The sequence below is a fragment of the Methylobacterium brachiatum genome, assembly GCF_900113845.1.
GTDB lineage: Bacteria > Pseudomonadota > Alphaproteobacteria > Rhizobiales > Beijerinckiaceae > Methylobacterium > Methylobacterium brachiatum.
In genome coordinates, this window is the sequence record NZ_FOQW01000012.1 from 46,989 (window position 1) to 72,666 (window position 25,678).

The following is a 25,678-nucleotide window of genomic DNA, read 5'->3' on the forward strand; positions in this document are numbered from 1 at the left end:
GATGGCGCTGCCCGAACGCGAAAGCATGGATTTCGACGTGGTCGTGGTCGGCGCCGGCCCGGCCGGGCTCGCCACCGCGATCCGCCTGAAGCAGCGCGCCGCCGAGATCGGCGAGGAGATCTCCGTCGTCGTGGTCGAGAAGGGCTCGGAGGTCGGCGCCCACATCCTGTCGGGCGCGGTGATCGACCCGATCGGCCTCGACCGGCTGCTGCCGGACTGGCGCACCGATCCGGAGCGGCCGCTGAAGACCGAGGTCCAGCGCGACGAGTTCATGATGCTCACCAAGAACAGCGGCATCACCCTGCCGAACGTGTTCTTCCCCAAGCTCATGTCGAACCACGGCAATTTCGTCGGCTCGCTGTCGAACACCTGCAAGTATCTGGGCGTCCAGGCCGAGGCGCTCGGCGTCGAGATCTATCCGGGCTTCCCGGCCTCCGAGGTGCTGTTCGACGAGTCCGGCGCGGTGGCGGGCATCGCCACGGGTGATCTCGGGATCGGCAGGTCGGGCGAGCCGCGCGACGACTACACCCGCGGCATGGAGCTGCGCGGCAAGTACACGGTGTTCGGCGAGGGCGCCCGGGGCAACCTGACCAAGGGGCTGGTCCAGCGCTTTGCCCTCAACCGACACAGCGACCACCAGAAATACGGGCTCGGCGTGAAGGAGCTCTGGCAGCTGCCGGATTCCACCTTCGAGCCGGGGCTGGTGCGCCACACGATGGGCTGGCCCCTGCCCAACAAGGCCGGCGGCGGCTCCTGGCTCTACCATTTCGACGACAACCTGCTCTCGGTCGGCTTCGTCACGCACCTGAACTACGAGAACCCGACCCTGTCGCCGTTCGAGGAGTTCCAGCGCTTCAAGACCCACCCGATGATCGCCGAGACCTTCGTGGGCGCCAAGCGGATCGGCTACGGGGCGCGCGCCATCATGGAGGGCGGCTGGCAATCGGTGCCGAAACTGGTCTTCCCGGGCGGCTGCCTGGTCGGCTGCTCGGCCGGCTTCGTCAACGTGCCGCGGATCAAGGGCTCGCACAACGCGATCCTGTCCGGGATGCAGGCGGCCGACGCCATCGCGGACGCCCTGAAGGCCGGCCGAGCCGGCGACGAGCTCACCGCCTACGAGGCCGGCTGGCGCGACAGCCCGATCGGGCAGGACCTCAAGGCCGTGCGCAACGTCAAGCCGCTCTGGTCGCGCTACGGCACCCTGGTGGGCGTCGGCCTCGGCGGGGTCGACATGTGGGCCACCAGCCTGCTCGGCGCCTCGCCGTTCGGCACGCTCAAGCACGGCAAGCCGGACCATGCCTGCCTCAAGCCGCTCTCGGAGGTGACGCCGATCACCTACCCGAAGCCCGACGGCAAGCTGACCTTCGACCGGCTCTCCTCGGTCTATCTCTCGAACACCAACCACGAGGAGGACCAGCCGCCGCACCTCAAGGTCCGCGACATGGAGCTCCAGAAGCGCTCCGAGCACGACGTCTACGGCGGCCCCTCGGCCCGCTACTGCCCGGCCGGTGTCTACGAATGGGTGGAGGATGCCGCCGCCAGCGACGGCGTGCGCTACCAGATCAACGCGCAGAACTGCGTCCACTGCAAGACCTGCGATATCAAGGACCCGAACCAAAACATCGATTGGGTGACCCCGGAGGGGCCGGGCGGGCCGAACTATCCGAATATGTGAGGGCGTCGGGCCGGGAGGGCGCGGCGCCATCCTTTCGCCTTGCGGGGCTGGCGGGATGGGTTCAGTGTCCCCGGCGTTTTTCACGGGGATAACCCGCCATTCTCGCGCCCGGCCCCTTGGCTGGCCGGCGCCCAGGAGCCGCGACCGGTTCATGATGACAACACGCGCCCGCCGGAGCGTCTCGGCGCTCGCCCTGCTGCTCGCCGCCGGTCTGCCGCAGACCGTGCTCGCCGCACAGCCGCGGGAATCGAGCCCGGTGCTGGATTACGAGCCCGCGGAATCCCTGGAGGGCAACTTCCTGTCCGCCTACATCGCGGGCGCGTCCCGGGACACGGCGGCGGCGGCGACCTTCTACCGGGAGGCGGTCAAGGCCGATCCGCGCAATGCCGAGCTGGTCGAGCGCGCCTTCATCTCGCTCTTGGCCGACGGCGCCCTGCCGGATGCGTTCCGGGCCGCCGAGAAGCTGATCGCGCGCGATCCCACCAACGGGCTCGCCAACCTCTCCCTCGGGGTGCGCCAGATCAAGGCCGGCCAGTGGGCCGCCGCCCGCCAGAATTTTTCCCGCAGCGGCCGCGGTGCGGCCACCGACCTGACCGCGACCCTGCTGACCGCCTGGTCCTATGCCGGCGCGGGCGACGGCAAGAAGGCGCTGGAGACGGTCAACAAGCTCCGGGGCGAGCGCTACTACAACACCTTCCGCGACTACCATGCCGGCCTGATCGCCTCGGTGATCGGCGACAACGCCGAGGCCGAGCGCCGCCTCAAGGCCGCCTACGAGGCCGACCGCAACACCCTACGCATCGTCGACGCCTATGCCCGGCTCGAGGCCAGCCTCGGCCGCACCGACCTGGCGATCCAGGCCTATTCCGACTTCGACCAGCTCTCGCCGCGCCACCCGCTGGTGCGCGACGCCCTGGACAAGCTGAAGGACGGCAAGCCCCTGACCCGGCTGATCGGCACCGCCCAGGAGGGCGCCGCCGAGGTGCTCTACGGGCTCGGCTCGGCGGGCTCGACGCAGGGCGACGAGCTGCCCGCGGTGATCTACCTGCGGCTGGCGCTCTACCTCGCCCCGGACCACGCCCTCGCCCGGCTGACGCTCGCCGACACCCTCGACCGGATGAAGCAGACCGAGCGGGCCAACGAGGCCTACGCGCAGATCCCCGCGACCTCGCCGCTCAAGCTCAACGCCGACATCCAGATCGGCCTCAACCTCGAGCAGATGGGCAAGGGCGACGAGGCGCTCGCCCATCTCGACGCCGCCATGAAGGCGCATCCCGACGACATCGACGTGATCACCGCGCTGGGGAACGTCCAGCGGGCGCGCAAGAAGTACGAGGAGGCGGCCGCCACCTATTCCCGCGCCATCGCGCTGATCGGCGACCGGCCGCTGTCGAATTACTGGACGACCTTCTACTTCCGCGGCACCGCCTACGAGCGCGCCAAGCAATGGCCCAAGGCTGAGGCCGACCTGAAGAAGGCCCTGTCCCTGGTGCCGGCGAGCCAGCCGGCCGCCAAGGCGCAGGTGATGAACTACCTCGGCTATTCCTGGGTCGACCAGAAGATCAACATCGACGAGGCGTTCAAGCTGCTGCAGCAGGCCGCCGATGCCAGCCCCCGGGACGGCATGATCGTCGACAGCTTGGGCTGGGCCTATTACCGCCTCGGCCGCTGGGACGACGCGGTGCGCGAGCTGGAGAAGGCGGTCGAGCTGAAGCCCGGCGACCCGACCATCAACGACCACCTCGGCGACGCCTATTGGCGGGCCGGCCGGCGCCTCGAGGGCAAGTTCCAGTGGCAGCACGCCAAGGACCTGAACCCCGAGCCGGACGACCTCGCGCAGATCAACGAGAAGCTCAAGGACGGCCTGCCCGACACCGAGAAGCCGACCGCGACCGCCGAGACCACACCGGCTCCGGTCGCCGTGCCGCACAACGCCGAGAACCCGGAACTGCCCAAGGGCGCGCCGCAGCCGCACGAGGCGCCGGGCGCCGCCGACAAGGCCAAGAAGTCCGGGGGCTGAAACCCCTCCGGGCCGCATCCTCTCCGGCGCGGCAAGAGTAATTTGTCGGCCGGCTCATAAAAATCGACGGGCATTTCCGTCCGGTTTGACGCACAGTGCTGCCGCTGCTCGCGGGGCGGCCTCGCCGTGCGTCCGCGCCCGTGCGAGACCGGCGCGACACGTCATCGTGAGGCAAGATCCCCGTACGATAACAGTCGACGGGTGGGCGGGCGCCGTGCCCGCGGAGCCAGGGAGGAACGCCCATGCCCTCAGATATCGAGATCGCCCGCGCGGCGACGCTCAAGCCGATCGCGCAGGTCGCCGAGAAGCTCGGCATCCCGGATGCGGCGCTGCACAATTACGGCAAGCACATCGCCAAGCTCGACCACGGCTACATCGCCGGGCTCGAGGGCAAGGCGCCCGGCAAGCTCGTGCTGGTGACGGCGATCTCGCCGACCCCGGCGGGCGAGGGCAAGACCACCACCACGGTGGGCCTCGGCGACGCGCTGAACCGCATCGGCGAGAAGACCATGATCTGCCTGCGCGAGCCCTCGCTCGGCCCCTGCTTCGGCATGAAGGGCGGGGCGGCCGGCGGCGGCAAGGCGCAGGTCGTGCCGATGGAGCAGATCAACCTGCACTTCACCGGCGATTTCCACGCCATCACCTCGGCCCACAGCCTCGCGGCCGCGCTGATCGACAACCATGTCTACTGGGCCAACGAGCTCAACATCGACGTGCGCCGCATCCATTGGCGCCGCGTCGTCGACATGAACGACCGGGCCCTGCGCCAGATCACCCAGTCGCTCGGCGGCGTCGCCAACGGCTTCCCCCGGGAGGACGGGTTCGACATCACCGTCGCCTCCGAGGTGATGGCGGTGTTCTGCCTCGCCAAGGACCTCGCCGACCTTGAGGAGCGCCTCGGCCGGATCGTCATCGCCGAGACCCGCGACCGCAAGCTCGTCACGCTCAAGGACGTGAAGGCCACCGGCGCCATGACGGTGCTGCTCAAGGACGCCCTGCAGCCGAACCTGGTGCAGACGCTGGAGGGCAACCCGGCCCTGATCCATGGCGGCCCCTTCGCCAACATCGCCCATGGCTGCAACTCGGTGATCGCGACCCGGGCCGGCCTGCGGCTCGCCGACTACACCGTGACCGAGGCCGGGTTCGGCGCCGATCTCGGCGCGGAGAAGTTCCTGGACATCAAGTGCCGGCAGGCCGGCCTGACGCCCTCGGCGGTCGTGGTGGTGGCCACGATCCGCGCCCTCAAGATGCATGGCGGCGTCGACAAGAAGAGCCTCGGCGGCGAGAATATCGGCGCCCTGGAGAAGGGGTTCGCCAACCTCGCCCGCCACGTGACCAACCTGCGCGGCTTCGGCCTGCCCGTGGTGGTGGCGGTCAACCACTTCTACGCCGACACCGATGCCGAGCATGCCCGGCTCAAGGAGCTGTGCCGCGAGCGGCTGGACGTCGAGGCGATCACCTGCCGCCACTGGGCCGAGGGCGGCGCCGGCGCCGAGGATCTCGCCCGGGCCGTGGTGCAGCTCGCCGCCGCCGAGCCCGCCCCGATCCGCTACGCCTACGAGACCGAGGCGCCGCTCACCGACAAGATCCGGGCGATCGCCACCAAGCTGTACGGCGCCGCCGACATCCAGATCGAGACCAAGGCCGCGGGCAAGCTCGCCACCTTCGAGAAGGACGGCTACGGCCACCTGCCGATCTGCATGGCCAAGACCCAGTACTCGTTCTCCACCGACCCGAGCCTGATGGGCGCCCCCGAGGGCCACATCGTCGGCGTGCGCGACGTCCGCCTCTCGGCGGGCGCGGGCTTCGTGGTGGCGATCTGCGGGGAGATCATGACCATGCCGGGCCTGCCCCGGGTCCCGGCCGCCGACACGATCCGCCTGGATGCCGACGGGCAAATCGACGGGTTGTTTTGAGCCGGAGCGCTCGGGCCGCCTTTCTGCGGGCTACGATGTTCACACATCGGTTCGTGTAGGCGCGACGCGCCCCCTCTCCCGCACGGGAGAGGGGACCCGAGCCTCATTCGGCGAGGTGTGAATCCGGTAGCCCCTTCCAGGCAGAAGGACTGGGTTACCGCTTCAAATCACACTTTTTCAGCTGAGCTGGCTCGGTTTACTGAGAAGGCCCTCACGAGGTCTCGCGACGAGCAGAAACATCAGTCGAGATCAGCGCCTTGAGCGAGGTCGCGCGTGGGGGGAAACTCCACCGCCACGTCTTCGAAGCCTGCCGGTTGGCCCAGGGTTTGGGTGATGAAGTTTGGTCCCTCGGCCGCAGCCTTCTCGGCGTGGTCGGTATCGTGTTCGGGTTCTCCGCTGGACCGAGTGGCGATCGTCATGGGCGGCCTCCCCAACCTCGGCGCAGCTTCGTAGCAACGCCTACGAACTTCACCTTCAAGTCTCACCGAGACCGGGCAGGGTTCCACCCTGCACCCGCAAAAGGTCCCGGACCTTTTGAATCCGGATCCTTCGAGCCTCACCCCGCTCCGAACAACGCCTTCGCCAGCCGCGAATGGTCCTCCCGCAGGCGGACCGCATCGACACCGAACGGCTGGCCGTCGATCACCCGCCATTGACCCGCCACCATCACCCGGTCGGCCCGGGTCGCGCCGCACAGGACCAGGGCGGCCAGCGGATCGTGGGCGCCGGAGAAGCGCAGCTCGTCCAGGGTGAACAGGGCGAGGTCGGCCTCGCGGCCCGGCTCGATCCGGCCGATATCGGAGCGGCCCAGGCAGGCGGCCGAGCCCTCGGTGGCCCAGCGGAGCGCATCGAGATGGGTCACGGTCTCGGCTCCGTAGGTGAGCCGGTTCAGCATCAGCGCGTGGCGCACCCCCTCCATCAGGTTCGAGCTGTCGTTCGAGGCCGACCCGTCGACGCCGAGGCCGACGGGCGAGCCCGCCGCCTCCAGCTCGCAGGTGCGGCAATGGCCGGACGCCAGGGTCATGTTCGAGGTCGGGCAATGGCAGACGCCGACCCCGGCCTTGCCGAGCCGGGCGACCTCGGCATCGTTGAAATGGATGCCGTGGGCGAGCCAGACCCGCTCGCTCATCCAGCCGACCTCCTCGAGGTAATCCACCGGACGGCAGCCGAACATCGACAGGCAGAACTCGTCCTCGTCCAGCGTCTCGCCGAGATGGGTGTGCAGGCGGCAGCCGTGCCGGGCGGCGAGGTCCGCGCTCTCGCGCATCAGCCGCTTCGTCACCGCGAAGGGCGAGCAGGGCGCCAGCCCGACCTGCACCATCGCCCCGGGGGCCGAGTCGTGGAACAGGTTCAGCACCCGCTCACAATCGGCCAGGATCGTGTCGTCGTCCTGCGTCAGCGTCTCGGGGGGCAGGCCGCCCTCGCGATCGGACAGGCTCATCGAGCCGCGGGTGATGGCGGCGCGGATCCCGAGGCCGCGCGCCTCCTCGACCTGGATGTCGACCGACTGCTCCAGCCCCTTCGGGAACAGGTAATGGTGGTCGCCCGCCGTGGTGCAGCCCGATAGCAGCAGCTCGGTATAGGCCACCCGGGTGGCGAGCCGGAACGCCTCCGGGGTGATCCGGCCCCAGACCGTGTAGAGCGCCTTCAGCCAGGGAAACAGCGGCTTGTTGATCGCGATCGGGTGCGCCCGCGTCAGGGTCTGGAACGCGTGGTGATGGGTGTTGATGAGGCCCGGGATGACCACGTGGCGCGAGGCGTCGAAGGTCTCGTCCACCGGGGCGGTCGGCTGGGCTCCGACGGCGACGCGCTCGACGATCCGGCTGCCCGCAACCACGATGCCGCCCCCGGCCCCCTCCGCCAGGATGGCCAGCGGATCGCGGATCCAGACCCGGCGGGCCCGTGCGTCGGCGTCGCTCATGCTGTTCCCCTCGGGTCCCGGTATCGGCCCGGTCCGGTATCGGACCCGGAGCGGCGGCCGGCAAGCCCCGGATCGGTCCGGCATGGCTGTCTCGCGCGCGGGCGTCCTCGGGCTTGACGCTCCCGGGCGGCGCTGAGACATGTCAGCGGGACTGACCTTCTTGCCATCCGGACGGTCCCCACGTGACGGCCTGCCCCCCGTGACCTCATCGGCACAGCGCGACGGCCTCGGCGTCTCCGGGCTCTCTGCCGCGCCCGGTCCCGCCACGCCAAGTCCTGTCACGGCGAGTCCTGTCACGCCGAGCCCCGTACCCCGCCGGGCCGACGGCGTCGCGGCGGCTCCGGCGCATGGCCTCGGCAGCGACGACCTGATCGAGCTCCTGTTCTTCGCCTACCGGGATTTCGTCGGCGATCCCGACCGGATCCTGGCCGCCTACGGCTTCGGCCGGGCGCATCACCGGGTGCTGCATTTCGTCGACCGCTATCCGGGTCTGACCATCGCGGAATTGCTCGACATCCTGCGGATCACCAAGCAGAGCCTCAACCGGGTGCTGAAGGACCTGATCGGCCAGGGCTACGTCGCGCAGAAGACCGGCCCGAGCGACCGGCGCCAGCGCCTGCTGTATTGCACGCCGTCCGGTGCGGAGCTGGCCGCGGACCTCACCCGGGTCCAGGCCCGGCGCCTCGCCCGGGCGCTCGCCGCCCCGGACGCGCTCGGCTCCCCGGAGGATTTCCTGATGGCGATGATCGAGCCGGAGGATCGCGCGGCGGTGCGGCGCCTGATGGCCCGGCGCGGATCCAGCGCGGGTGGCGACGCGTGACGGCCGCCCCCCGGGCCGACCTGCCCGACACGGCGCCGCACGTCCTCGTGGTCGACGACGACCGGCGCCTGCGCGAATTGCTCGCCCGCTACCTGACCGACCAGGGGTTTCGCGTCACCGTGGCGGCCAGCGCCGCCGAGGCCCGGGCCCGGGCCCAGAGCGTCGTGTTCGACGCGATGGTGCTCGACGTGATGATGCCCGGCGAGAACGGCTTCGACTACGCCCGCAGCGTCCGCGAGACCTCCCGGGTGCCGATCCTGATGCTCACCGCCCGCTCCAACCCGAACGACAGGGTGATGGGCCTGGAGATCGGCGCCGACGATTACCTGCCCAAGCCGTTCGAGCCCCGGGAGCTGACCCTGCGGCTCAACAACATCATCAAGCGCAGCGTCGGCCCGCGCGAGGCGGCGGCCGAGGCCGTGACCTTCGGGCCGTTCGCGTTCCGCATCGACCGGGGCGAATTGCGCCGGGACGACGCGCTGATCCGCATCACCGAGCGGGAGCGCGAGATCCTGACCATCCTGGCCGCGGCCGGCGGCGCCAATGTCGAGCGGGAGCAGCTCGCCGGCCCCGGGGGCGCCGCCGCGGAGCGCACGGTCGACGTGCAGATCAACCGCCTGCGCCGCAAGACCGAGGTCGACCCCGCCAACCCGGTCTTCCTGCAGACGGTGCGGGGCGTCGGCTACCGGCTCGCGGTGGATTGAGGCCGGCTCGTCAGACGAGACGCGGCTCGCCGGGCTTCAGCTTCAGCCCCTTGGAGACCCGGGTGGAGAGGCTGCCCACGACAGCGACCACCATGGGCCCCTCGGCCAGGGCGCGGACCGCCTCGATCGCCGCCTCGGCATTGGGCTTCATGACCGCGTAGACCGCGGGGGCGGGTTTGGGACCCGACCGGCCGCGACGGCCGGATCGCTCCGGGGTCATGGACACCAGGTAGGTCGTGTAGCGGCTCCGTGCGCGTCCAGGCATGTCTCAGCATGTGGCATGTCGGCTAATTATCGCCAAAGCCCGACGCCGCGGCGGAACCGGGGCGGAGGCGATGACGGACGGCACAGGGCGAATCCCGTGCCGCACGAGACCGCCCGATCCCGCCATACCGCATCCGGCGCCATGCGCGACGGATTTCGTGCGGATGCGCAGCGGCTTTGTGCCGGACAGACGCGCGCCGGTGCGGTCAGGCCAGGCTGAGGTCGAAGCCGGGCAGCGGCAGGCCGGACAGATGCGCGGTCCAGACCTGCCCGGGCGCGACCGGCAGGGCGTCGGTCAGCGTCCCGGTCGAGACGATCTCGCCGGCCGCGAGGGGTGGGCTACCAAAATCCTTAGCCAGCACAGCGACGAGATGCCGGAGCGCCGCCAGGGGGCCGCCCCCGAGCACGTTGCCGGCGCTGCCCCGGTCGGCGACCACACCGTCGCGCAGAAGTTCGACGGAAAAGCCCGCCAGCCCGTCGATCCAGCTGCGCGCCGCGTCCGGGTCGATCCGGACGCGCTCGCCGAGCACCAAAAGGCCGTGCAGACCGAAGGCCGCCACCGTGTCGGGGGCGGCGAAACGCCAGCCGGGGAACAGCGATTGCACGATCTCGAAGCCCTGGGCGACCCAGGCGAGGCAACCGGTCAGCGCCGCGTCGTCCATGCCGGGCTCCGGCACCCGGGCCAAGCCGAACACGATCTCCGGCTCGATCCGCGGCTCGACCAGGGCGGCGAGCGGGACCGGGCCGGTCAGGGCGGCGTGGTCGTGCAGGGTCGTGTCGTAGACATGTCCCCAGATCGGCGCGTGGACGCCGTAGGTTTCCCAGAGGGTCGTGTTGGTGAAGCCGATCTTGCGGCCCACCGGCTTTTCGCCCCGCGCCGCCCGCAGGCGCCGGACCTCCTCGGCCACCCGGTAGGCAGTCGCGAGGTCGAGGCCGGAATCCCAGCCGGTCAGGGGCGCGATCTGCCGGCGATGCTCGTGCGCCGCCAGGATCGTGCGGGCATGGGTGGCGGCGGGGACGGGATCGCTCATCCCCGCTCTGTAGCATGGCCGCCGGGGCCGGTGCTCTACCAGACCAGCCGCTCGATCACCGCGTCCGGATGCACCGCCTGGCGGCCGAGCCACTCGGCGACGTCGCCGAGGCGATGGTGCTCGGCCGAGACGCCGAGCTCCTCGGCATGGATGCCGCGGGCCACCAGCAGGCTGGCGATGCCGAAGCCGCGGGCGCCGGCGATGTCGGTGCGGATCGCGTCGCCGATCGCCATCACCCGGGCCGGATCCACCGGCGCGCCCGTGAGCTCGGCCCCCTTGGCCAGCGCCGCCTCGTAGACCGGGCGGTGCGGCTTGCCGGCATAGATCACGGCGCCGCCGAGCTCGGCATAGGCCGCCGCGAGCAGGCCCGCGCAGGGGATCAGCCGGTTGCCGCTCTCGACCACGAGGTCGGGATTGGCACAGATCATCGTCAGCCCCCGGGCCGCCAGCCGCATGAGCTCGTCGCGGTAATCGTCGGCGGTCTCGCTGCGGTCGTCGAACAGGCCGGTGCAGACCACGAGGTCGGCCTCCTCCTCCGGGACGAGGCTGAGATCGAGGCCCTGGAAGATCCCGAGGTCGCGCTCCGGCCCGAGATGCCGGATCCGCGCCCCCGGGCGGCCGGCGATCAGCTCGCGGGTGAGGTCCCCCGAGGTCAGGATCGCGTCGTAGGCCTCGCGCGGCACGCCGAACCGGTCGAGGATGCGGCCCACCCCGTCCCCGGGCCGGGGCGCGTTCGAGACCAGGACCACCCGGCGCGGCCGCGCGCCCGGCAGGCCGCGGAACCGGATCAGCGCCTCGCCGGCCGGGACATGGGCCTTCTGGCCGTCATGCAGCACGCCCCAGACGTCGCAGAGGAGCAGGTCATAGCGCTCCGCCACCTGCGCGAGGCCGTCGAGGGTCGGGATCGGTGCGGTCATGGATGGGTCCGGTCACGGTTTTAAAAGGTCTAGGACCTTTTGCGGGTGCAGGGCCGCGCCCTGCAAGTCTCCGGACGCGCGCGCGTTTACTGCGGCCCGAGCCGATGCGCGGCGAAGAAGTCGAGCATCGCCCGCGAGGCGTCGGGGCCGTCGGAATCGGTGTAGCTGCCTTCTGGGCGGCCACCGGACCAGGCATGGCCGGCGCCGCGCACCCGCCAATCCTCGACCATGACCCGACCGGTCTCGTCCTGGTAGCGGGTGCGGGTGAACGGGTGGCCGCGGCCCTCGAAGGTCTCGGACCGGGCCGTCAGGCCGGCGACGTTGGCCTGGGCCAGCACCTGATCGGCGTTGCGCACGCTCACGGTGCCGTCATCCTCGCCGTGGAACACGATGGTGGGGATGCGCTGGCCGACAGGCGCTGCGCCGAAGGACGGCGCGGTGCCCAGGCCCGGCGCGCCGACCTGCATGGCCATCAAGGCCGAGCCGAGATCGCGGGCGCAGCCGGCCGCGAGACCCGAATGCACGCCCACCGCGGCGTAGAGATCCGGATAGGCCCGGGCGATGTTCAGGGCGGCCGCGCCGCCCGCCGACATGCCGGCGATATAGACCCGGGTCGGGTCGATCGGGTGAGCCGCCATTACGGCCCGGGTGATGCCTGCGATGATCGCGGCCTCGCCGGATTCCCGGCGCTGGTCGCGCGGCTCGTACCAGTTCCAGCAGCGCTGGACATGGGCCTGCCGGCTCTGGGCCGGGTAGGCGACGAAGAAGCCCGCGCGCTCGGCCAAAGCGTTCATGCCGGTGCCGGCGGCGAAATCGTCCGGGTTCTGCGTGCAGCCGTGCAGCATCACCACCAGCGGCGCCGGCTCGGCCGGCTGGCCCGGAATGAACAGCTTGTAGTCGCGACTGCCGGCCGGCTCGACGTGGCTGAGGGCGACGAAGCGGCTCTCGGCCGGCGTCCGGGGGGCCGGCGGCCGCGCGGGGATGCGCCGCGCATGGCCGAGCCCCTTCAGCACCGGCGCCAGGCCGCGCACGACCTTGCCGACCGCCTTGCGGACCCGCACCGCCGGCTCGGCGATCACCGTGCGGGCGGGCTCGGCGCGCGGCATCTTCTGCCGGACCTCGCGCTGGGCCTCTTGGGGCGCTTCCGCGCGGCGGGTCGCGGCCTGGGGGGCTGGCGCGTCGGGCGGCGGCGGCGCGGCCGCGTAGCCCCCGAGGCTGCGCTGGATCAGGGCGGTCGCCTCGTCCAGACGACCGAGGCTCGTGAGGCGGGTGACCTCGATCATGTCGGCGAAGGGCGAGCGGACATTCCTGTCGCGGACGCCGTCCTGCATATCCTTCAGCTTGCTGAAGGGATCCATGATGGGTGCACGCTTGGTCACATCAGCGTCCGTGTCGCGGCCGGGGGTTGGCGCGAAGCTCGCCATATGGTGCGACGCAATAGAGGCCGATGTGCGATGCGGCAAGGCCGGTCAGGCCGGGTCGTCGGCGCCGATATAGTCGGCCCAGATCGGCGCCGAGCCGAGGCTCGCGCGGAAGCTGTCGTGCCTCGCCCGCTCCTCATCCGTAAGGCGACTCCGATACGGGCGGGGGGCCGCCGGAACCGCCTGGACGACGGCCTGGACCTGCGGTCCGGCCTGGGCATCCAGGAGGCCGAGGCTGGTCTGCTTGCCGCCGAGCAGCTCGACATAGACCTCGGCCAGGATCTGGGCGTCGAGCAGCGCCCCGTGCTTGGTCCGCCGGCTGGTGTCGATGCCGTAGCGATTGCACAGGGCGTCGAGGTTGTTGGCCGCGCCCGGATGCTTGCGGCGGGCCATCGGCAGGGTGTCGACCACGTCGTCCAGCTGGATCGGCGGCGGCGCGTTCGCTCCGAGCCGGGCATATTCCATGTTGAGGAAGCCGACGTCGAAGGGGGCGTTGTGGATGACAAGGCGGCCGTCCGCCAGGAAGGCCTGCAGCTCGCCGACGATCTCGGCGAAGACCGGCTTGTCGGACAGGAAGGCGTCCGACAGCCCGTGGACGTTGAACGCGCCCTCCGAGACCGCCCGCTGCGGGTTGCAGTAGCGGTGGAAGGTGCGGCCGGTGGGGATGTGGTTGAGCAGCTCGACCGCGCCGATCTCGATCAGCCGGTCGCCGTTCCGCGCCTCCGTGCCGGTGGTCTCGGTGTCGAGGACGATCTCGCGCAGCATGTTTTTGCGACTCAGAGGGTCAGGATCACTTGCCCGATCGGGGACGGGGCTCCGGGGCGGGTGAGCGTCTTCGGAAGACACTGTCTCCTGAAAGGTTGAGACTTCCCTAGAGCTATCGTCCCGAAAGGGAGCTGCCGGCTTTCGGGAAAAAGACGATGCAAAGCAAAAAGCTAGCGCATCGTGCCGGTTCGGATATCCGGCACGATGCGCTGAGCGCCGGCTGACCGGCGCCCGTTCCTCACGCCGCCAGGGCCAGGCGACCCTCGTCCTCGTCGGCCGCGGCCGCCATGAACTGGGCCCGGGCGAGCTCGGCGAAGCGGCCGTTCTGGGCGACCAGCGCGTCGAACGTGCCGGCCTCGACGATCCGGCCCTCGTGGAAGACCAGGATGCGGTCGGCGTTGCGGATCGTGGCGAGCCGGTGGGCGATCACGAAGGTGGTGCGTCCCTCCATGACGGCTTCCAGGGCGCCCTGGAGCTTGCGCTCGGTGGCCGCGTCCAGGGCCGAGGTCGCCTCGTCGAGGATCAGGATCGGCGGGTTCTTCAGCAGCGCCCGGGCGATCGAGAGCCGCTGGCGCTCGCCGCCGGAGAGCGACCGGCCGCGCTCGCCGATCACCGTGTCGAGCCCGTCGGGCTGGCGCGCCATGAACGCACCGGCCTGGGCCCGCTCCAGAGCGTCGAGCATCTCGGCATCGGTGGCGTCGGGGCGGCCGACCTGCAGGTTCTCGCGGATCGAGCGAGCGAACAGCATCGGCTCCTGGAACACCACGCCGATGTTGTGGCGCAGGGACGAGAGGCCGATGTCGCGCACGTCGATGTCGTCGATCCGGATCGACCCGGAGGCCGGATCGAAGCTGCGGTGCAGGAGGCCGAGCGTCGTCGACTTGCCCGAGCCGGTGGTGCCGACCAGGGCCACGGTCTCGCCGGGACGGGCCGAGAACGAGACGCCGTCGAGCGCCTGGCGCCGGCCATCGTACGAGAAGGCGACGTCGTCGAAGGTGACCTCGCCCTCGAACCGGGCGACCTGGCGGGCATGCGGGCGGTCGGCCACGGCCGGCACGGTGTCGTAGATCTCGAAGAACTCGGCGATCTTGGGCGCCTGCTGGAACAGTCCGTTAACGAAGCCGACCACATGGTCGAGCCGCGCCACGAAGGCGGTGGCCAGGCTCATGAAGGCCACGACCTCGCCCACCGTGGTGGTGCCAGCCTGATACAGCCAGATGCCGGTGACGAAGATCGCCGTCATGGTGATGGTCGCCGAGGCGCGGGTCGCGACGTTGGCGAGCGCCCACCAGGACAGGACCGGGATCTGCGCGGCGAGCAGGTTCGTGATGATGCCGCGCATCGCGTCCTTCTCGGCCTTGGCGCGGGTGAAGGACTGGATCACCGCGACGTTGCCCAGCGCGTCGGAGGCGTGGGCGGCGAGGCCCGAATTGAACGCCTCGACCTGGCCCTGGAGCGTCTCGGTCCGGCGCATCACGAAGGTGGTGAGCGCCGTGAAGGCGAGCACCAGGACGACCAGGATCGAGCCGAGCTGCCAGTTGATGAACAGGGTCATCGGCAGGAGCACGACCAGCGAGACCAGGGCGACGAGGTGGTCCCGGAAGAAGCCGAGCCACAGCCAGGCCATGCCGTTGGTGCCCTCCAGCATCGCCTTCAGCACCCGGCCCGAATGGTTCGCCGAGTGGAATGCCAGCGGCAGGTCGAGCACGTGCTCGAAATAGCTCGCCATCGAGGACAGGCGGTTGCGGTGGGCCAGCCGGTCGGCGTGGAGCGCGATGAACACGCCCGCCGCGATGGTGAAGAAGCCGAACGCCACCCAGGCGGCCAGCAGGGGCAGCATCGTGCCCATGGCGTTGCCGCCGCGCTGCAGGTGGGTGAGCTGATCGATGATCCGGCCCATGAGCAGCGGCTCGGCAAACGCCGCGATCGCCAGCACGACGTTGGTGGCGGCCAGACCGATGGCCAGCCGCCGCTCCGCCTTCAGGAAACCAAGGACCCGCCCGTACAGACGAACCATCGCCACCGCTCCACCACCCCCGGCGCGGCCCGTGTGTCCGGGTCTCGCGCCAATTCTTAAGGTCCGTGCGGCGGGCGGACACAGCCGCCCTCGCCACCAAACCCCTCACACGACACGGCTTATGCCCGGGCCCGCCTGAACGGGCGATGACGGCCCTCGACAGGGTCGAGACCATCGCCTTTACGGTTCGTTCAGCAAGATTTCCTACCGCTGTGAATAACCCGGCCGCAAGCGACCGCGGGGTCAGCTTTTTTACGTTCCGGACCGGGCGCCGCAGCATGGATCTCGCAACTGCACTCGGCCTCCTCTCAGGCCTCGGCGTCGTGGTCGGGCTGATCGTGCTCGATGGCGGCCATTTCGGCGCCTACGCGTCGGAGCACGCGGTCGTCGTGGTGTTCGGCGGCGCCACCGCGGCCACGATGATCCGCTTCCCCTTCTCGGTGATCGTCCACGGCCTGCCGATGGGCCTGCGCTTCGCCTTCATGATGCGCTCGGTGAAGCCCCAGGAGCTGATCGAGGAGATCACCAAGCTCGCCGACGTGGTCCGCAAGTCCGGCCCGATGGCGCTGGAGAACATGGAAATCTCCGACCCGTTCCTGGCCCAGGGCGCGCGCTACATCGCCGACGGCTACGACCGGGACTTCATCCGGGACACGATGGAGCGGGACCGCGACAACTTCCTGATGCATCTCGACGAGGGCTCGAAGGTCTACCGGGCCTACGGCGACTGCGCCCCCGCCTGGGGCATGATCGGCACGATCCTCGGCATGGTGGCGATGTTCGCCAACATGTCCGACCCCTCGAAGCTCGGCCCCGCCATGGCGACCGCCCTGCTCGCCACCCTGTACGGTGCCGTGATCGCCAACCTGATCACCCTGCCGCTCGCCGACAAGCTGCACGTCAAGCTGGAGGAGGAGGACGTCTCCCGCTCCCTGATCATCGACGGCATCCTGATGATCCGCGACCAGAAGAGCCCGATGCTGGTGCGCGAGATGCTGGTCGCCTACCTGCCGCACAACCATCGCGAAGCGCTGCTGGAACCGGCCGCCTGATATGGCCAGACGGAAGCGCGGCGGCGCGCATGGCGGCCATGGCTGGTTCGTGACCTTCGCCGACCTGATGGCGCTCCTGATGAGCTTCTTCGTGATGGTCGCGGCCTATTCGACGCAGGACCAGAAGAAGATGCAGGTGGTCGCCGGCTCGATGCGCGACGCCTTCGGGGTGAACAAGGAATCGAAGTTCGCCGGCATCCTCGAATCCGAGGGCCTGCCGGCCGCCGACCACGTGAAGTACCTGCGCAGCATCCCGCCCGAGAAGGCCACCGACCGGACGACGCCGCCCCGGCGCGACCAGAGCAGCGAGTTCGGCCTGACCGAGACCGGCGAGCCGGACAATTTCGGCCTCGCGGCGGCCTCCCTGCGGCAGGCGCTGCAGGACATGCCGGACATCGCCGAACTGTCGAAGAACGTCGTGATCGTCCGGACCGACCAGGGTCTCGAACTGTCGATCGTCGACCAGGACGGGCGCGCGATGTTCCCGGACGGCTCGACCCGCCCGAACGAGCGCACGAGGCGCCTCCTGGAGAAGCTCGCCCCGGCCTTGCGGCAGATGCCCAACCGCATCGCCATCACGGGCTTTACCGCCACCGAAAGGCCGGGCCAGCGCCTGCCGGTGTCGCCCTGGGAGCTGTCGGCCGGCCGGGCGATCAGCGTGCGGGAGATCCTGGCCGGGGCGGGCGTGCAGGACGACCGGTTCGCCTCGGTCTCCGGCAAGGCCGACACCGAGCCGATGTTCCCCGACAACCCCTATCTCGCGGCCAACCGCCGGGTGACGGTGACGCTGCTGAAGGAGGCGCCCCCGGTGCCGAACGTGAAGGGGCTGCCGTAGCGCGCCTACTTGGCGGTGAGCAGCGCCCAGTAGACCTTGTATTTCGAGCCCGGCGCGTAGGCGGTGGCGATCCCCATCCGGGTCGCCCGGGGGTCGAGCATCGTGGCGTCGTGCGGCGCGCTCTCGCGCCAGCCGGAGAACGCCTCGGCCAGGGTGTGATAGCCGGCCGACAGGTTGGCGTTGACGTCGGAGAAGCCGAGCCGCCCGACCGCGGCCTTCACGGTCTGCGCCTTGCTCGGCCGGTCGGCGACCGCCATGGCGGCCGCCTCGGCCTCGGCCAGACGCTGCAGCTCGGGATCGACCGTGAGCGGCCCCGCACCGCGGTTGCGGCGATAGGACGAGATCATGTCCCGGGCGGCGTCGGTGTCGACATGGGCGGCCTGGCTGGCCAGCGGCAGGTAGATGCTCGGCAGCGCCGCCGTGGTCGGCGCCTCGGTGGCGCAGGCGCCGAGCAGCGCCAGCGCCGGGATGCAGGCCGCCGCCCAGAAGCCTCGTCTCAGGTTGCGTGCGCCCACGTTCGAAGATCCATGCTCGCGCATCCGGCTCGGACGCCCGGCCCATATAGGGAGCCCCGGGCGATCGCGCGACCGGACCTTCTGACCGTATCGCCCGGCCCGATCAGACGCTTTACGCCATAGAAGGCCTATGCCATCTCATGTCATATGCCGCGTGCGACGCTTCTGATCGATGCCAAGAAGGTCTACGCGGACGGCTCCATTCTTCAGCTCAAGCTTTGGGAACTCAAGCCGCCGAACCGGGTCCGCGGCTCGGCGCACGGCCTCAAATACTCGCTGTTCTACGGGCGCGAGGGCCTGCGGATCCTGGCCTACGACAACGAAGCCGGGAAGGGCGATCACGTCCACCGCGGCGACGTGGAAACTCCGTACCGGTTCACCACCTACGAAAAGCTGCTGGACGACTTTCTGACCGAGGTCGGGACTCTGCGCGGAGGCCAACTATGAGCGACGAGGTGACATACGTCATCGGCGGATCCGTCGAGGACATGCGGGATCGCTTCCTCACGGCCGTGCGGCGTGCCGAGGCCGGCGAGGCGCCGCAGCCTGAGCGGATCGTCACCTTCGAGAACTGGTCCGCCTTCCTCAAGACCTTCTCGCCGGCCCGCATCGCGCTCCTGGAGGCCCTGACCGGAGGCCCTGCCGAATCGATCAATGCGTTGGCCGGATCGCTTCGCCGGAACTACCGGCGCGTGCATGACGACGTCACCGCGCTGGAGCGAGCCGGCCTGCTGACGCGCAGGGGCAGGCAGGTGATGCTCGCCGCCGACGGCGCGCGCGCGCATCTCGATCTGCGGCCGTCTCAGCGCGCGACGCGCTGAGACGCACTCCCCCGTCAACCCCCGGCGCTCCGGAGGCCGCGGTCGCGCTGCGGCTGGGACGGCGGCGCCTCCTGGGGCTCCGGGATCTCCTTCGGCTCCTGAGGCCCGGGGGCGGGCGCGGCCTGGCCGAACCGGCTCGCGATCTCGCCCATGGCGGCCTGCATCGTCTCGAAGCCCTGCACGGTGACGATGCTTGCGCCGGGGCCGAGCGGCGGGATGAAGCCCGCGCCCGACAGGGTGGCGAACACCGCGTAGTTCAGGTCGGTCTGGACCTTCAGGCCGAGGCTGACATCGACGATCCAGACCAGCAGCTCGAATTCCAGGAACGGGTCGCCGATCTTCTTGAACACCACCCGGGGCGCCGGGTCCTTCAGCACGTCGGCATGGGCCTGGGCGCAGCCGACGATCATCTCGGCGGCCCGCACCGGGTCCTGGTTTCGCAGGACGCTGACCGTGATGCTGACCCGGCCCGAACGGTCGCCGCGCACGCGGTTCTTGACCACCCCGGAAATCAGGTTCGAGTTCGGCACGATCACGGCCGAGCGGTCGAAGGTCTGGATCTCGGTGGAGCGCACCGAGATGCGCTTCACGATGCCCTCCGAATCGCCGATCACCACCTGGTCGCCGACCCGGATCGGGCGCTCCCACAGGAGCAGCAGGCCGGAGACGAAGTTGTTGACGATCGACTGCAGGCCGAAACCGATACCGACCGACAGGGCGCCGGCCACGATGGTCAGCTTCTCCAGGCTCAGGCCGAGATACGAGAAGGCGAGCGCCAGGGAGAGCAGGAAGCCGCAATAGCCCGCGATCGTGGTGATCGAGTTGCGCAGGCCGGCATCGAGGTCGGTGGCGGGCAGGTAGGTCTGTTCCAACCAGCGCTGCACCGCCCGGGTGACGAACACGCCGAGCACCAGGATGCCGATGCCGAAGGCGATGCTCGACAGCGAGATCGTCACGTCGCCGACCTTGAAGCCGAAGAAGGCCTGCCGGATCGACGAGACGATGTCGGTGGAATCGAGCCCCCAGGGCGCCAGCACGAGCAGCGCCGCCACCAGCATCAGCACGACCCGGGCGGCCCCGGTCGCCAGGACCGAGATCTGGTTCAGCGAGCGCTTGCGCAGGCCGGTATTGGCCTGGAGCGCGGTGGCGAGCCGGGTCTCGTCGGTGAGCGCGCGGCCGATGAAGGTGTCGACGCTCTGGACCAGCAGGTAGAGCAGCACGAGCACGCCCGCGGCCCAGATCAGCTGGTCGATCAGGAAGGCCGCGAAGGCGACGTAGCCGACGAGCGCGCCGAGCCCGATCAGCGCGACCCCGGCCCAGCCGAGGAGCCGGGCTGGGCCGCCGATGCCCGTGGTGGTCTTGGTCGGCACGTAGGGGCCGAAACAGGCCTCTTCCTCCTGCTCGGTATCGGCGAAGCGGTGGAGGCCGACCGCCAGGATCAGCGCGGTGGCCACGGCGCCGAGGCCGCGGGTCGCGATCGAGATCGGCAGCGCCGCCGAGATGCCGGAATTGAGCGCCTCCACGGATTTCACCACGGTGATCACCGTGGCGATGCCGACGGCCAGGCGCGTGAGCCGGGTGGCGGCCGCGTCGCCGACCGGGGCGGGGCGCCAGGCCGGCTTGTCGGGGCTCAGCAACCCGTCGCACAGGGCCTCGACGAAGGCGATGAAGGCCAGCCCGCCCAGGATCGCGGCGGCCACCGGCAGCAGCCGGGACGGCAGCAGGTTGGTGGCGTCGAGCGCGTAGTAGACCGCGTAGGAACCCGCCACCGCCGGCACCGTGCCGAGCAGGATCACCCGCCAGGCGGCCAGCAGGGTGGCGCGGCGCGACGGCTCGGTGGCGGAGGCGTCCCGGCGGGCGGCCCGGGGCGCGATGTTGCGCCGGCCGAAATACAGCGCGACCGAGATCCCGAAGGCGAGCCCCAGGAACAGCAGGTTGCCCATGCTGCCGTTGCGCGAGAATAGCAGCCCGATATCGGACACGGCGCTCTGCAGCGAGCGGGTATCGCGCGGTATGTCGGCCATGACCTTGGCCCAGAGGCCCGGGCTGACCAGCGGCTGCGAGCGCTGGAACAGGTCGCGGGTGAACGATTCGCGCCGGCGGTTCGACACCCGGTCGATGATCTGGTCGCCCTGCACCAGCAGGGAGCGGGCGAGCCGCTGGGTCTCGTCGATGCGGGTCACCGCCGCCTCGCGCTCCACGCGCTGCTCGGCGATCTCGGGGCTTTCCTGGGTGTCCTTGGGCTTCGGGCCGAGCTGCGCCAGCCGCTCGCGCGCCGCCTCGAGGGGCGCGTCGAGCCGGGTGATCAGCGCGCGGATCTCCTCGGTGACGGTCCCGGCGCTATCGCGGATCGCCGCCAGGTCGGTGGCGGTCAGGTCGGGATGCCCCAGCTGCTTCTCGCGCGCCTCGAGCTCGGCCTTGGCGGCATCGAGCTGGGCCCGGACCGCCTTGAGCTGCTCCGACATCTCGGGTTTCGGCGCCGCGGGCTTGGCGTCGGGCGCCTTCGCGTCGGCCGGCTTGGCGTCCGCGGGCTTGGACTCGGAGGGCTTGGCATCGGCGGGCTTGGTCCCCGGGTGCTGCCCGGCCGGCGCCTCGCCCTGGGCCCAGGATGCGGGCGGCGCGGCGGCCGGGATGCCCAGCATCAGCGCGGCCAGGAGGGCCAGCGCGGCGGGCCGGCGCGGCGCGCCGTTCGGCTTCCGGGGGCGCACGGGCGTGCGGATCATAGGCTACCTCTCGTCGGGCGCGCCGGGCGCGGTCGGAGCCCGGCATCGGCGGACCGGCGGTCGTCGGGAACCGCGCGGGCCTTCTCCAGCGCTCGCCGCCGGGGGGATACCGGCGGGGACGCCGGTTCGGCGTCGGCGAGCGCGTGAATCGAAGCCTGAGGGGCGCGCCTGATCGCAGGGCGATTCGGGCACGGCCCTCGAGGCCGGGCGCTGTGGGCTTCCAATAGGGCGAAACCGTGCCCCTGCCCACCCTCGCGCCGGCCGGCGCGCCCGGCACCCGTTGTGGGTGCGTCCCCGGGACCCTGAGGGACGAGCTTCACAAGGCTGTCACGGTGGGATTAGATGAACACCAGATGGACAGGGCCTTTTCGTCGTCACGCGAAAGGGTTCGGCCGGCGCCGATGCCGGTCCGGCCCGGCCGCGTTCCGGTTGCTACCGCACCGACTGGCGTCACCGCGCGCCGGCCCGCCGCCCTGTTGCTCCTTCCGCCTCTCCCGCCGAGCCGACGTCCCGTCCGCCGGCCCGTCCTGTACCGGCCCGCGGCCGCGTCGGACGGGCCGGTGGGGCGCCGGCGCGTTCCCGCGCGTTATACGCGTCAGAGATAGTCCGAAGAGTCGCGCCGATGATGGATCTCCAAACCCTCGTCCTGAACGCGGATTATCGGCCGCTCTCCTACAATCCGCTCTCGCTCTGGTCGTGGAAGGACGCCTTCACGGCCCTGTTCCTCGACCGCGTCACCCTGGTGGCGAGCTACGACGTCGAGGCCCGCTCGCCCTCGCGGGCGCTGCGGGTGCCGAGCGTGGTAGCCCTGAAGAACTACGTGACGCTGGCCCGCAGCCCGGCCTTCACCCGCTACAACATCTACCTGCGCGACGGTTTCAGCTGCCAGTATTGCGGCCTGCGGCTGCCCTCGGGCGGCCTGACCTTCGATCACGTGGTGCCGCGCTCCCGGGGCGGCCTGTCGAGCTGGGAGAACGTCGTGGCGGCCTGCTCGCCCTGCAACCTGCGCAAGGCCAACCGGACGCCGCAGGAGGCCGACATGCCGCTCGCGACCGAGCCCCGCCGGCCGACCCGCTACGAGCTGCACCACCGGCAGCCCGAATTCGACCACCGCCAGTACCACCACACCTGGCTCGACTACCTGTACTGGGACAGCGAGCTGGAGAGCTAAGGCGGGGCATCCGTATCAGGTCTCGACGCGACGAGGCTCTCGGCCGCAGGTGAGGAGAAGTGCACGATGCCTCTTGCAGTCCTCGAGAGCCAGTCCTGCATGTCGGGGACGGAGTTCCGCGCCTTCCAGGCCGACCGGCCAGATCACGAGCGTTAGGAACTCATCGAAGGGGTTCCAGTCATGATGACGCCTCCCCTGCTGGAGCACAACGTCATTGCGACGAACCTGCAAAACCCCTGAATGCCGCGCCTGGGGCGCACGATGCCAGCCGTTACGCAGCTCAGAGGCCAGGAGTCGAGTTCCCATGGCCGCCAGCCATCCTCGCCGACATGGAGAAGCATGGCAGCTACAAGCCGGAGCCCAACGTCGCCGTGGTTGATAACGATGCCGTCATCAGCAAAGCACGCTTCACAGATGACGCCTTCCTGCTCACCGGAATCGTCTCGAAGACGGATGAGGATCTGACCCCGATCCGCAGTGAGCGCTGGATCGACGTCAAGGTCCGGCTGTATCGCGCGCCCCCCCTGCCAAGCCATCATCGTGGCGGAACAGGACCGTGTTTCCGTCCTGGTTTATGTCCGAGACGCCCGGGACGGATGGGTGATCCAGACCCTGACGGAGCTAGACGACTGGCTTGAAATCCCGTCGGCCGGCCTCTCCTGCCGTGTCGGCGATCTCTACAGGGACATGCGCTGGCAACCGCGTCCGACCCGGACCCCGCAATCCTGATCGACATCGGGAACTGGGCGAGACGGCCTTCTCCCCAAGACGGTGCGACGAGCGCGCATCGATAGACTCCCGCGGAGGGGCGGCATCAGAACTTGATGGCGGCGCCGGCCCGGACGGTGTTCAAGTTGACCTTGTGGCCGTCGAAGCTGTCGAACAGCACGTATTGATACTCGGCGCGCAGGAGAATGTTCGGCGTGATCGCGTATTCGATGCCGGCCCCCAGCGCGACGCCCGCGACGACCTTCGTCCGCGACCGCTGCTCGTAATACGCGGTGTTGAACCGATTGACGTAGGTGGGCGTCCCGGCCAGGGTGGCGTTGTACGCGCTGACGTCGAATCCGGAATCGGAGTAGCTGAGCGAGTCCGCGACGCGGGCGCGGCCGATCGCGACGCCGCCCGTGACATACGGCATGAGGCTGTCGATGGCGTAGCCGAGGCGGGCCCGCAGCGTCCCGTAATCGTTGATCCGTGTGGCCGACGTCCCGTTCAGCGCAAGCGTCTCCTGCAGGCCCAGCGAATTGGTCTTCGTGCGACTGATGCTGTCGCCGGAATAGCCCAGGCGGCCGAAATTCGTGTAGTCGCCCTCGATGCCGAAGACGAAGCTGCCGTATTGGACGTTGTAGCCGGTATAACCACCGAAGCTTGCGGAGCCGACTCGCTTCGAGGGCGGGCTCAGCAGGCCCGAGGCACCGAAGTCCGTCTCGGCGGTCGAATCGTGCGAGCGACCATAGACCATCGGCGAGAGCGCGTTCTTGAAGCCGAGCGCCGCCGAGGTGTAGCCGCCATGGCCGCCGACATAGACGCCGCTCCAGTCGATCACCGGGACCGCAGCGGGAATCGGGTCGTACTCGGCTCCGCGCAGGTAATCGTAATCGAGGTCGGCGGCCCGGGCGATGTTGACACCGCTAAGACCGAGGACCGCCAGCAGCGGAAAGGTGACGGTACGCATCGGGATCGTCCTGGAACTGAAGCGACGTACGGCGGATCGAACCTCGACATAGGGATAATCGGGTAACCTTAACCATCCGTTGCCTGATATGGGTCTTCGGGTCTCAATTCTGCTGCAGAGGCATTGTCGGCGGTCCGTCGGTCTACATCGCGCGACGTCGGACACGTTCCCGGAGGCATCCCGGGCTTGCTCGGTGCCTCCCGCAGACGGGGGACGGCGCGTAAGGGTGTTCGCGCCCGTGTCATCCCATGTGGATCGGCGCGTCGTGGCGCTCGCCGGATCCGGTCCGGCAGTTGAGTTCGCTGCTGTTTGCCAGTAAGTGGCCAACACCGGCAAATTGCGCGCATCCTGCAAAGCGAAGAGCGTACCTCCTGACGCTGATTTCGCGCACGTCTGGGCGAAAAATAATCGCACGACCTTAAGGAATTAAAGGCATGGCTCTCCATATATTGACGGGCGGTGCCGGATTTATTGCAACAAATTTAATCCATCGTCTCATATCACTAGGTCATACAGTTTTAGCGTTGGATGACCTTTCGCGCGGGCGGCCGGATTTCTGGGCGCCGTTCCAGGACCGGCCGTGCTTTCGCTCAACGATCGTCGATTGTGCCGATCTTCAGGCCTTCCGGGCTGCACTGCACGACACCGTCGGCGACGGCGCTGCCGCCATCTGGCATCTGGCCGCCAATTCCGACATCCCAGCCGGCATCGCGGATCCGCGCATCGATCTCCAGCAGACGTTCCTGACCACGTTCAACACGCTGGTCCTGATGCGCGAGTTCGCGATCCCCACGCTCCATTTCGCATCGAGTTCGGCGATCTACGGGGATCGCGGTGAGACCGTGATACACGAGGATATCGGGCCGTTGGAGCCGATCTCGAATTACGGCGCCATGAAGCTGGCCTCCGAGGCGCAGATCCGCGCCGCCGTGGAGGCGTTCCTGCCCCAAGCCAACATCTTCCGGTTCCCGAACGTCGTGGGCGTACCGGCGACGCACGGCGTGCTCATCGATTTCGTCAACAAGCTCAAAGCCAATCCGCGCACCCTCGACGTGCTCGGCGACGGCACGCAGAGGAAGGCGTATCTGCACGTCGAGGAACTCGTCGACGCGATGCTGTTCATCGCCGGGCACGCGCGGGGCCGCTACAACGTCTTCAACATCGGCCCACCCGATGAGGGGGTCACGGTGCGCGCGATCGCCGAGGCGGTGCGCGACCGCGTCTCGCCGGACGCCGAGATCCGCTACGGGACGGGCGGACGGGGCTGGGTGGGCGATGTGCCGCGCTTCCGGTACGCGACGGAGCGGCTCGCCGAACTCGGCTGGCGTCCGCAGCGCGACTCGATCGGGGCGGTGCGACGGGCGATCGACCAGATCGTCGCGCAAGAACTCGGCGACGTCTGAGGCGCACGC

22 protein-coding genes are annotated in these 25,678 nt (G+C 69.7%); 11 read left to right on the forward strand and 11 right to left on the reverse strand.

The window, feature by feature from the left end:
• Position 1: 1 nt before the first annotated feature.
• The 3 genes from BMZ47_RS16830 (at position 2) to BMZ47_RS16840 (ending at position 5,611) form a co-directional block, all read left to right on the forward strand.
• A complete protein-coding gene (locus tag BMZ47_RS16830; RefSeq protein ID WP_007563421.1) occupies positions 2-1,675 on the forward strand; it encodes an electron transfer flavoprotein-ubiquinone oxidoreductase in 1,674 nt (557 codons plus the stop codon).
• A gap of 151 nt (positions 1,676-1,826) precedes the next feature.
• Positions 1,827-3,695, forward strand: a complete 1,869-nt coding sequence (locus BMZ47_RS16835) for a tetratricopeptide repeat protein (protein ID WP_007563420.1) — start codon at positions 1,827-1,829, stop codon at positions 3,693-3,695.
• 242 nt (positions 3,696-3,937) lie between these two features.
• Entirely contained in the window at positions 3,938-5,611 is a 1,674-nt protein-coding gene (locus BMZ47_RS16840) for a formate--tetrahydrofolate ligase (RefSeq protein WP_007563419.1), read from the forward strand.
• Positions 5,612-5,850: 239 nt separating this feature from the next.
• On the opposite strand, the gene BMZ47_RS28070 is transcribed toward BMZ47_RS16840, so the two are convergent.
• Both BMZ47_RS28070 and BMZ47_RS16845 read right to left on the reverse strand, forming a co-directional pair.
• A complete protein-coding gene (locus BMZ47_RS28070) occupies positions 5,851-6,030 on the reverse strand; it encodes a hypothetical protein (RefSeq protein WP_139221008.1) in 180 nt (59 codons plus the stop codon).
• A gap of 137 nt (positions 6,031-6,167) precedes the next feature.
• A complete protein-coding gene (locus tag BMZ47_RS16845; RefSeq protein ID WP_091863508.1) occupies positions 6,168-7,532 on the reverse strand; it encodes an 8-oxoguanine deaminase in 1,365 nt (454 codons plus the stop codon).
• 160 nt (positions 7,533-7,692) lie between these two features.
• Here BMZ47_RS16845 and BMZ47_RS16850 point away from each other — a divergent pair, with 160 nt between their 5' ends.
• Both BMZ47_RS16850 and BMZ47_RS16855 read left to right on the forward strand, forming a co-directional pair.
• On the forward strand, positions 7,693-8,352 hold the full coding sequence (locus tag BMZ47_RS16850; protein ID WP_091863606.1) for a MarR family transcriptional regulator: 660 nt from the start codon (positions 7,693-7,695) through the stop codon (positions 8,350-8,352).
• Positions 8,349-9,056: a response regulator gene (locus BMZ47_RS16855; protein WP_007563416.1), complete on the forward strand. Its 708-nt coding sequence runs from the start codon at positions 8,349-8,351 to the stop codon at positions 9,054-9,056. Before BMZ47_RS16850 ends, BMZ47_RS16855 begins: the two co-directional genes overlap by 4 nt.
• A gap of 10 nt (positions 9,057-9,066) precedes the next feature.
• On the opposite strand, the gene BMZ47_RS16860 is transcribed toward BMZ47_RS16855, so the two are convergent.
• The 6 genes from BMZ47_RS16860 to BMZ47_RS16885 form a co-directional block, all read right to left on the reverse strand.
• Entirely contained in the window at positions 9,067-9,321 is a 255-nt protein-coding gene (locus BMZ47_RS16860) for a hypothetical protein (RefSeq protein ID WP_007563415.1), read from the reverse strand.
• 205 nt (positions 9,322-9,526) lie between these two features.
• Positions 9,527-10,351, reverse strand: coding sequence for a 2-keto-4-pentenoate hydratase (locus BMZ47_RS16865; protein ID WP_091863509.1), 825 nt, complete (start codon positions 10,349-10,351; stop codon positions 9,527-9,529).
• A 35-nt stretch (positions 10,352-10,386) separates the two neighbouring features.
• Positions 10,387-11,268 carry a TIGR01459 family HAD-type hydrolase gene (locus tag BMZ47_RS16870; protein WP_007563413.1) on the reverse strand — a complete coding sequence of 294 codons (882 nt, stop codon included), beginning with the start codon at positions 11,266-11,268 and terminating at the stop codon, positions 10,387-10,389.
• A gap of 86 nt (positions 11,269-11,354) precedes the next feature.
• Positions 11,355-12,599 carry an extracellular catalytic domain type 1 short-chain-length polyhydroxyalkanoate depolymerase gene (locus BMZ47_RS16875; RefSeq protein ID WP_425285073.1) on the reverse strand — a complete coding sequence of 415 codons (1,245 nt, stop codon included), beginning with the start codon at positions 12,597-12,599 and terminating at the stop codon, positions 11,355-11,357.
• Between the two features lie 138 nt (positions 12,600-12,737).
• A complete protein-coding gene (dnaQ, locus tag BMZ47_RS16880; protein ID WP_091863511.1) occupies positions 12,738-13,454 on the reverse strand; it encodes a DNA polymerase III subunit epsilon in 717 nt (238 codons plus the stop codon).
• Positions 13,455-13,692: 238 nt separating this feature from the next.
• Positions 13,693-15,477: a glucan ABC transporter ATP-binding protein/ permease gene (locus BMZ47_RS16885; RefSeq protein ID WP_039902940.1), complete on the reverse strand. Its 1,785-nt coding sequence runs from the start codon at positions 15,475-15,477 to the stop codon at positions 13,693-13,695.
• A gap of 272 nt (positions 15,478-15,749) precedes the next feature.
• Between BMZ47_RS16885 and BMZ47_RS16890 the strand changes: the two genes are divergently transcribed.
• On the forward strand, positions 15,750-16,523 hold the full coding sequence (locus tag BMZ47_RS16890) for a motility protein A (RefSeq protein ID WP_039902939.1): 774 nt from the start codon (positions 15,750-15,752) through the stop codon (positions 16,521-16,523).
• Position 16,524: 1 nt separating this feature from the next.
• Positions 16,525-17,358 carry an OmpA/MotB family protein gene (locus tag BMZ47_RS16895; protein ID WP_007563408.1) on the forward strand — a complete coding sequence of 278 codons (834 nt, stop codon included), beginning with the start codon at positions 16,525-16,527 and terminating at the stop codon, positions 17,356-17,358.
• Positions 17,359-17,363: 5 nt separating this feature from the next.
• On the opposite strand, the gene BMZ47_RS16900 is transcribed toward BMZ47_RS16895, so the two are convergent.
• Positions 17,364-17,873 (reverse strand): CAP domain-containing protein, encoded by a 510-nt coding sequence (locus tag BMZ47_RS16900; RefSeq protein ID WP_208601062.1) that lies wholly within the window; start codon positions 17,871-17,873, stop codon positions 17,364-17,366.
• A gap of 147 nt (positions 17,874-18,020) precedes the next feature.
• Between BMZ47_RS16900 and BMZ47_RS16905 the strand changes: the two genes are divergently transcribed.
• Together BMZ47_RS16905 and BMZ47_RS16910 are read left to right on the forward strand one after the other, a co-directional pair.
• Positions 18,021-18,320, forward strand: coding sequence for a toxin-antitoxin system TumE family protein (locus BMZ47_RS16905; RefSeq protein ID WP_007563406.1), 300 nt, complete (start codon positions 18,021-18,023; stop codon positions 18,318-18,320).
• A complete protein-coding gene (locus BMZ47_RS16910) occupies positions 18,317-18,694 on the forward strand; it encodes an HVO_A0114 family putative DNA-binding protein (RefSeq protein ID WP_007563405.1) in 378 nt (125 codons plus the stop codon). The genes BMZ47_RS16905 and BMZ47_RS16910 overlap by 4 nt, the downstream gene beginning before the upstream one ends.
• Positions 18,695-18,708: 14 nt before the next feature.
• Here the strand turns inward: BMZ47_RS16910 and BMZ47_RS16915 are convergent, their stop codons facing one another.
• Complete coding sequence (locus tag BMZ47_RS16915) at positions 18,709-21,417, reverse strand: DUF3772 domain-containing protein (protein ID WP_091863512.1); 2,709 nt, start codon at positions 21,415-21,417, stop codon at positions 18,709-18,711.
• A gap of 622 nt (positions 21,418-22,039) precedes the next feature.
• Between BMZ47_RS16915 and BMZ47_RS16920 the strand changes: the two genes are divergently transcribed.
• A complete protein-coding gene (locus BMZ47_RS16920; protein WP_007563401.1) occupies positions 22,040-22,588 on the forward strand; it encodes an HNH endonuclease in 549 nt (182 codons plus the stop codon).
• Positions 22,589-23,402: 814 nt separating this feature from the next.
• Here BMZ47_RS16920 and BMZ47_RS16930 read toward each other — a convergent pair.
• Positions 23,403-24,266, reverse strand: coding sequence for an outer membrane protein (locus BMZ47_RS16930; protein WP_091863514.1), 864 nt, complete (start codon positions 24,264-24,266; stop codon positions 23,403-23,405).
• 449 nt (positions 24,267-24,715) lie between these two features.
• Here BMZ47_RS16930 and BMZ47_RS28985 point away from each other — a divergent pair, with 449 nt between their 5' ends.
• Positions 24,716-25,669 carry an NAD-dependent epimerase/dehydratase family protein gene (locus BMZ47_RS28985; protein ID WP_244536847.1) on the forward strand — a complete coding sequence of 318 codons (954 nt, stop codon included), beginning with the start codon at positions 24,716-24,718 and terminating at the stop codon, positions 25,667-25,669.
• Positions 25,670-25,678: the final 9 nt, after the last annotated feature.

Bases quoted from the DNA above. Each gene is read 5' to 3' on its own strand.
- BMZ47_RS16840 (WP_007563419.1), top strand. From the start codon at position 3,938: ATGCCCTCAGATATCGAGATCGCCCGCGCGGCGACGCTCAAGCCGATC.
- BMZ47_RS16870 (WP_007563413.1), bottom strand. From the start codon at position 11,268: ATGACCGCACCGATCCCGACCCTCGACGGCCTCGCGCAGGTGGCGGAG.
- BMZ47_RS16845 (WP_091863508.1), bottom strand. From the start codon at position 7,532: ATGAGCGACGCCGACGCACGGGCCCGCCGGGTCTGGATCCGCGATCCG.
- BMZ47_RS16835 (WP_007563420.1), top strand. From the start codon at position 1,827: ATGATGACAACACGCGCCCGCCGGAGCGTCTCGGCGCTCGCCCTGCTG.
- BMZ47_RS28070 (WP_139221008.1), bottom strand. From the start codon at position 6,030: ATGACGATCGCCACTCGGTCCAGCGGAGAACCCGAACACGATACCGAC.
- BMZ47_RS16895 (WP_007563408.1), top strand. From the start codon at position 16,525: ATGGCCAGACGGAAGCGCGGCGGCGCGCATGGCGGCCATGGCTGGTTC.
- BMZ47_RS16865 (WP_091863509.1), bottom strand. From the start codon at position 10,351: ATGAGCGATCCCGTCCCCGCCGCCACCCATGCCCGCACGATCCTGGCG.
- BMZ47_RS16875 (WP_425285073.1), bottom strand. From the start codon at position 12,599: ATGCAGGACGGCGTCCGCGACAGGAATGTCCGCTCGCCCTTCGCCGAC.
- BMZ47_RS16915 (WP_091863512.1), bottom strand. From the start codon at position 21,417: ATGATCCGCACGCCCGTGCGCCCCCGGAAGCCGAACGGCGCGCCGCGC.
- BMZ47_RS16890 (WP_039902939.1), top strand. From the start codon at position 15,750: ATGGATCTCGCAACTGCACTCGGCCTCCTCTCAGGCCTCGGCGTCGTG.
- BMZ47_RS16910 (WP_007563405.1), top strand. From the start codon at position 18,317: ATGAGCGACGAGGTGACATACGTCATCGGCGGATCCGTCGAGGACATG.
- dnaQ (WP_091863511.1), bottom strand. From the start codon at position 13,454: ATGCTGCGCGAGATCGTCCTCGACACCGAGACCACCGGCACGGAGGCG.
- BMZ47_RS16920 (WP_007563401.1), top strand. From the start codon at position 22,040: ATGATGGATCTCCAAACCCTCGTCCTGAACGCGGATTATCGGCCGCTC.
- BMZ47_RS16860 (WP_007563415.1), bottom strand. From the start codon at position 9,321: ATGCCTGGACGCGCACGGAGCCGCTACACGACCTACCTGGTGTCCATG.
- BMZ47_RS16930 (WP_091863514.1), bottom strand. From the start codon at position 24,266: ATGCGTACCGTCACCTTTCCGCTGCTGGCGGTCCTCGGTCTTAGCGGT.
- BMZ47_RS16905 (WP_007563406.1), top strand. From the start codon at position 18,021: ATGCCGCGTGCGACGCTTCTGATCGATGCCAAGAAGGTCTACGCGGAC.
- BMZ47_RS16830 (WP_007563421.1), top strand. From the start codon at position 2: ATGGCGCTGCCCGAACGCGAAAGCATGGATTTCGACGTGGTCGTGGTC.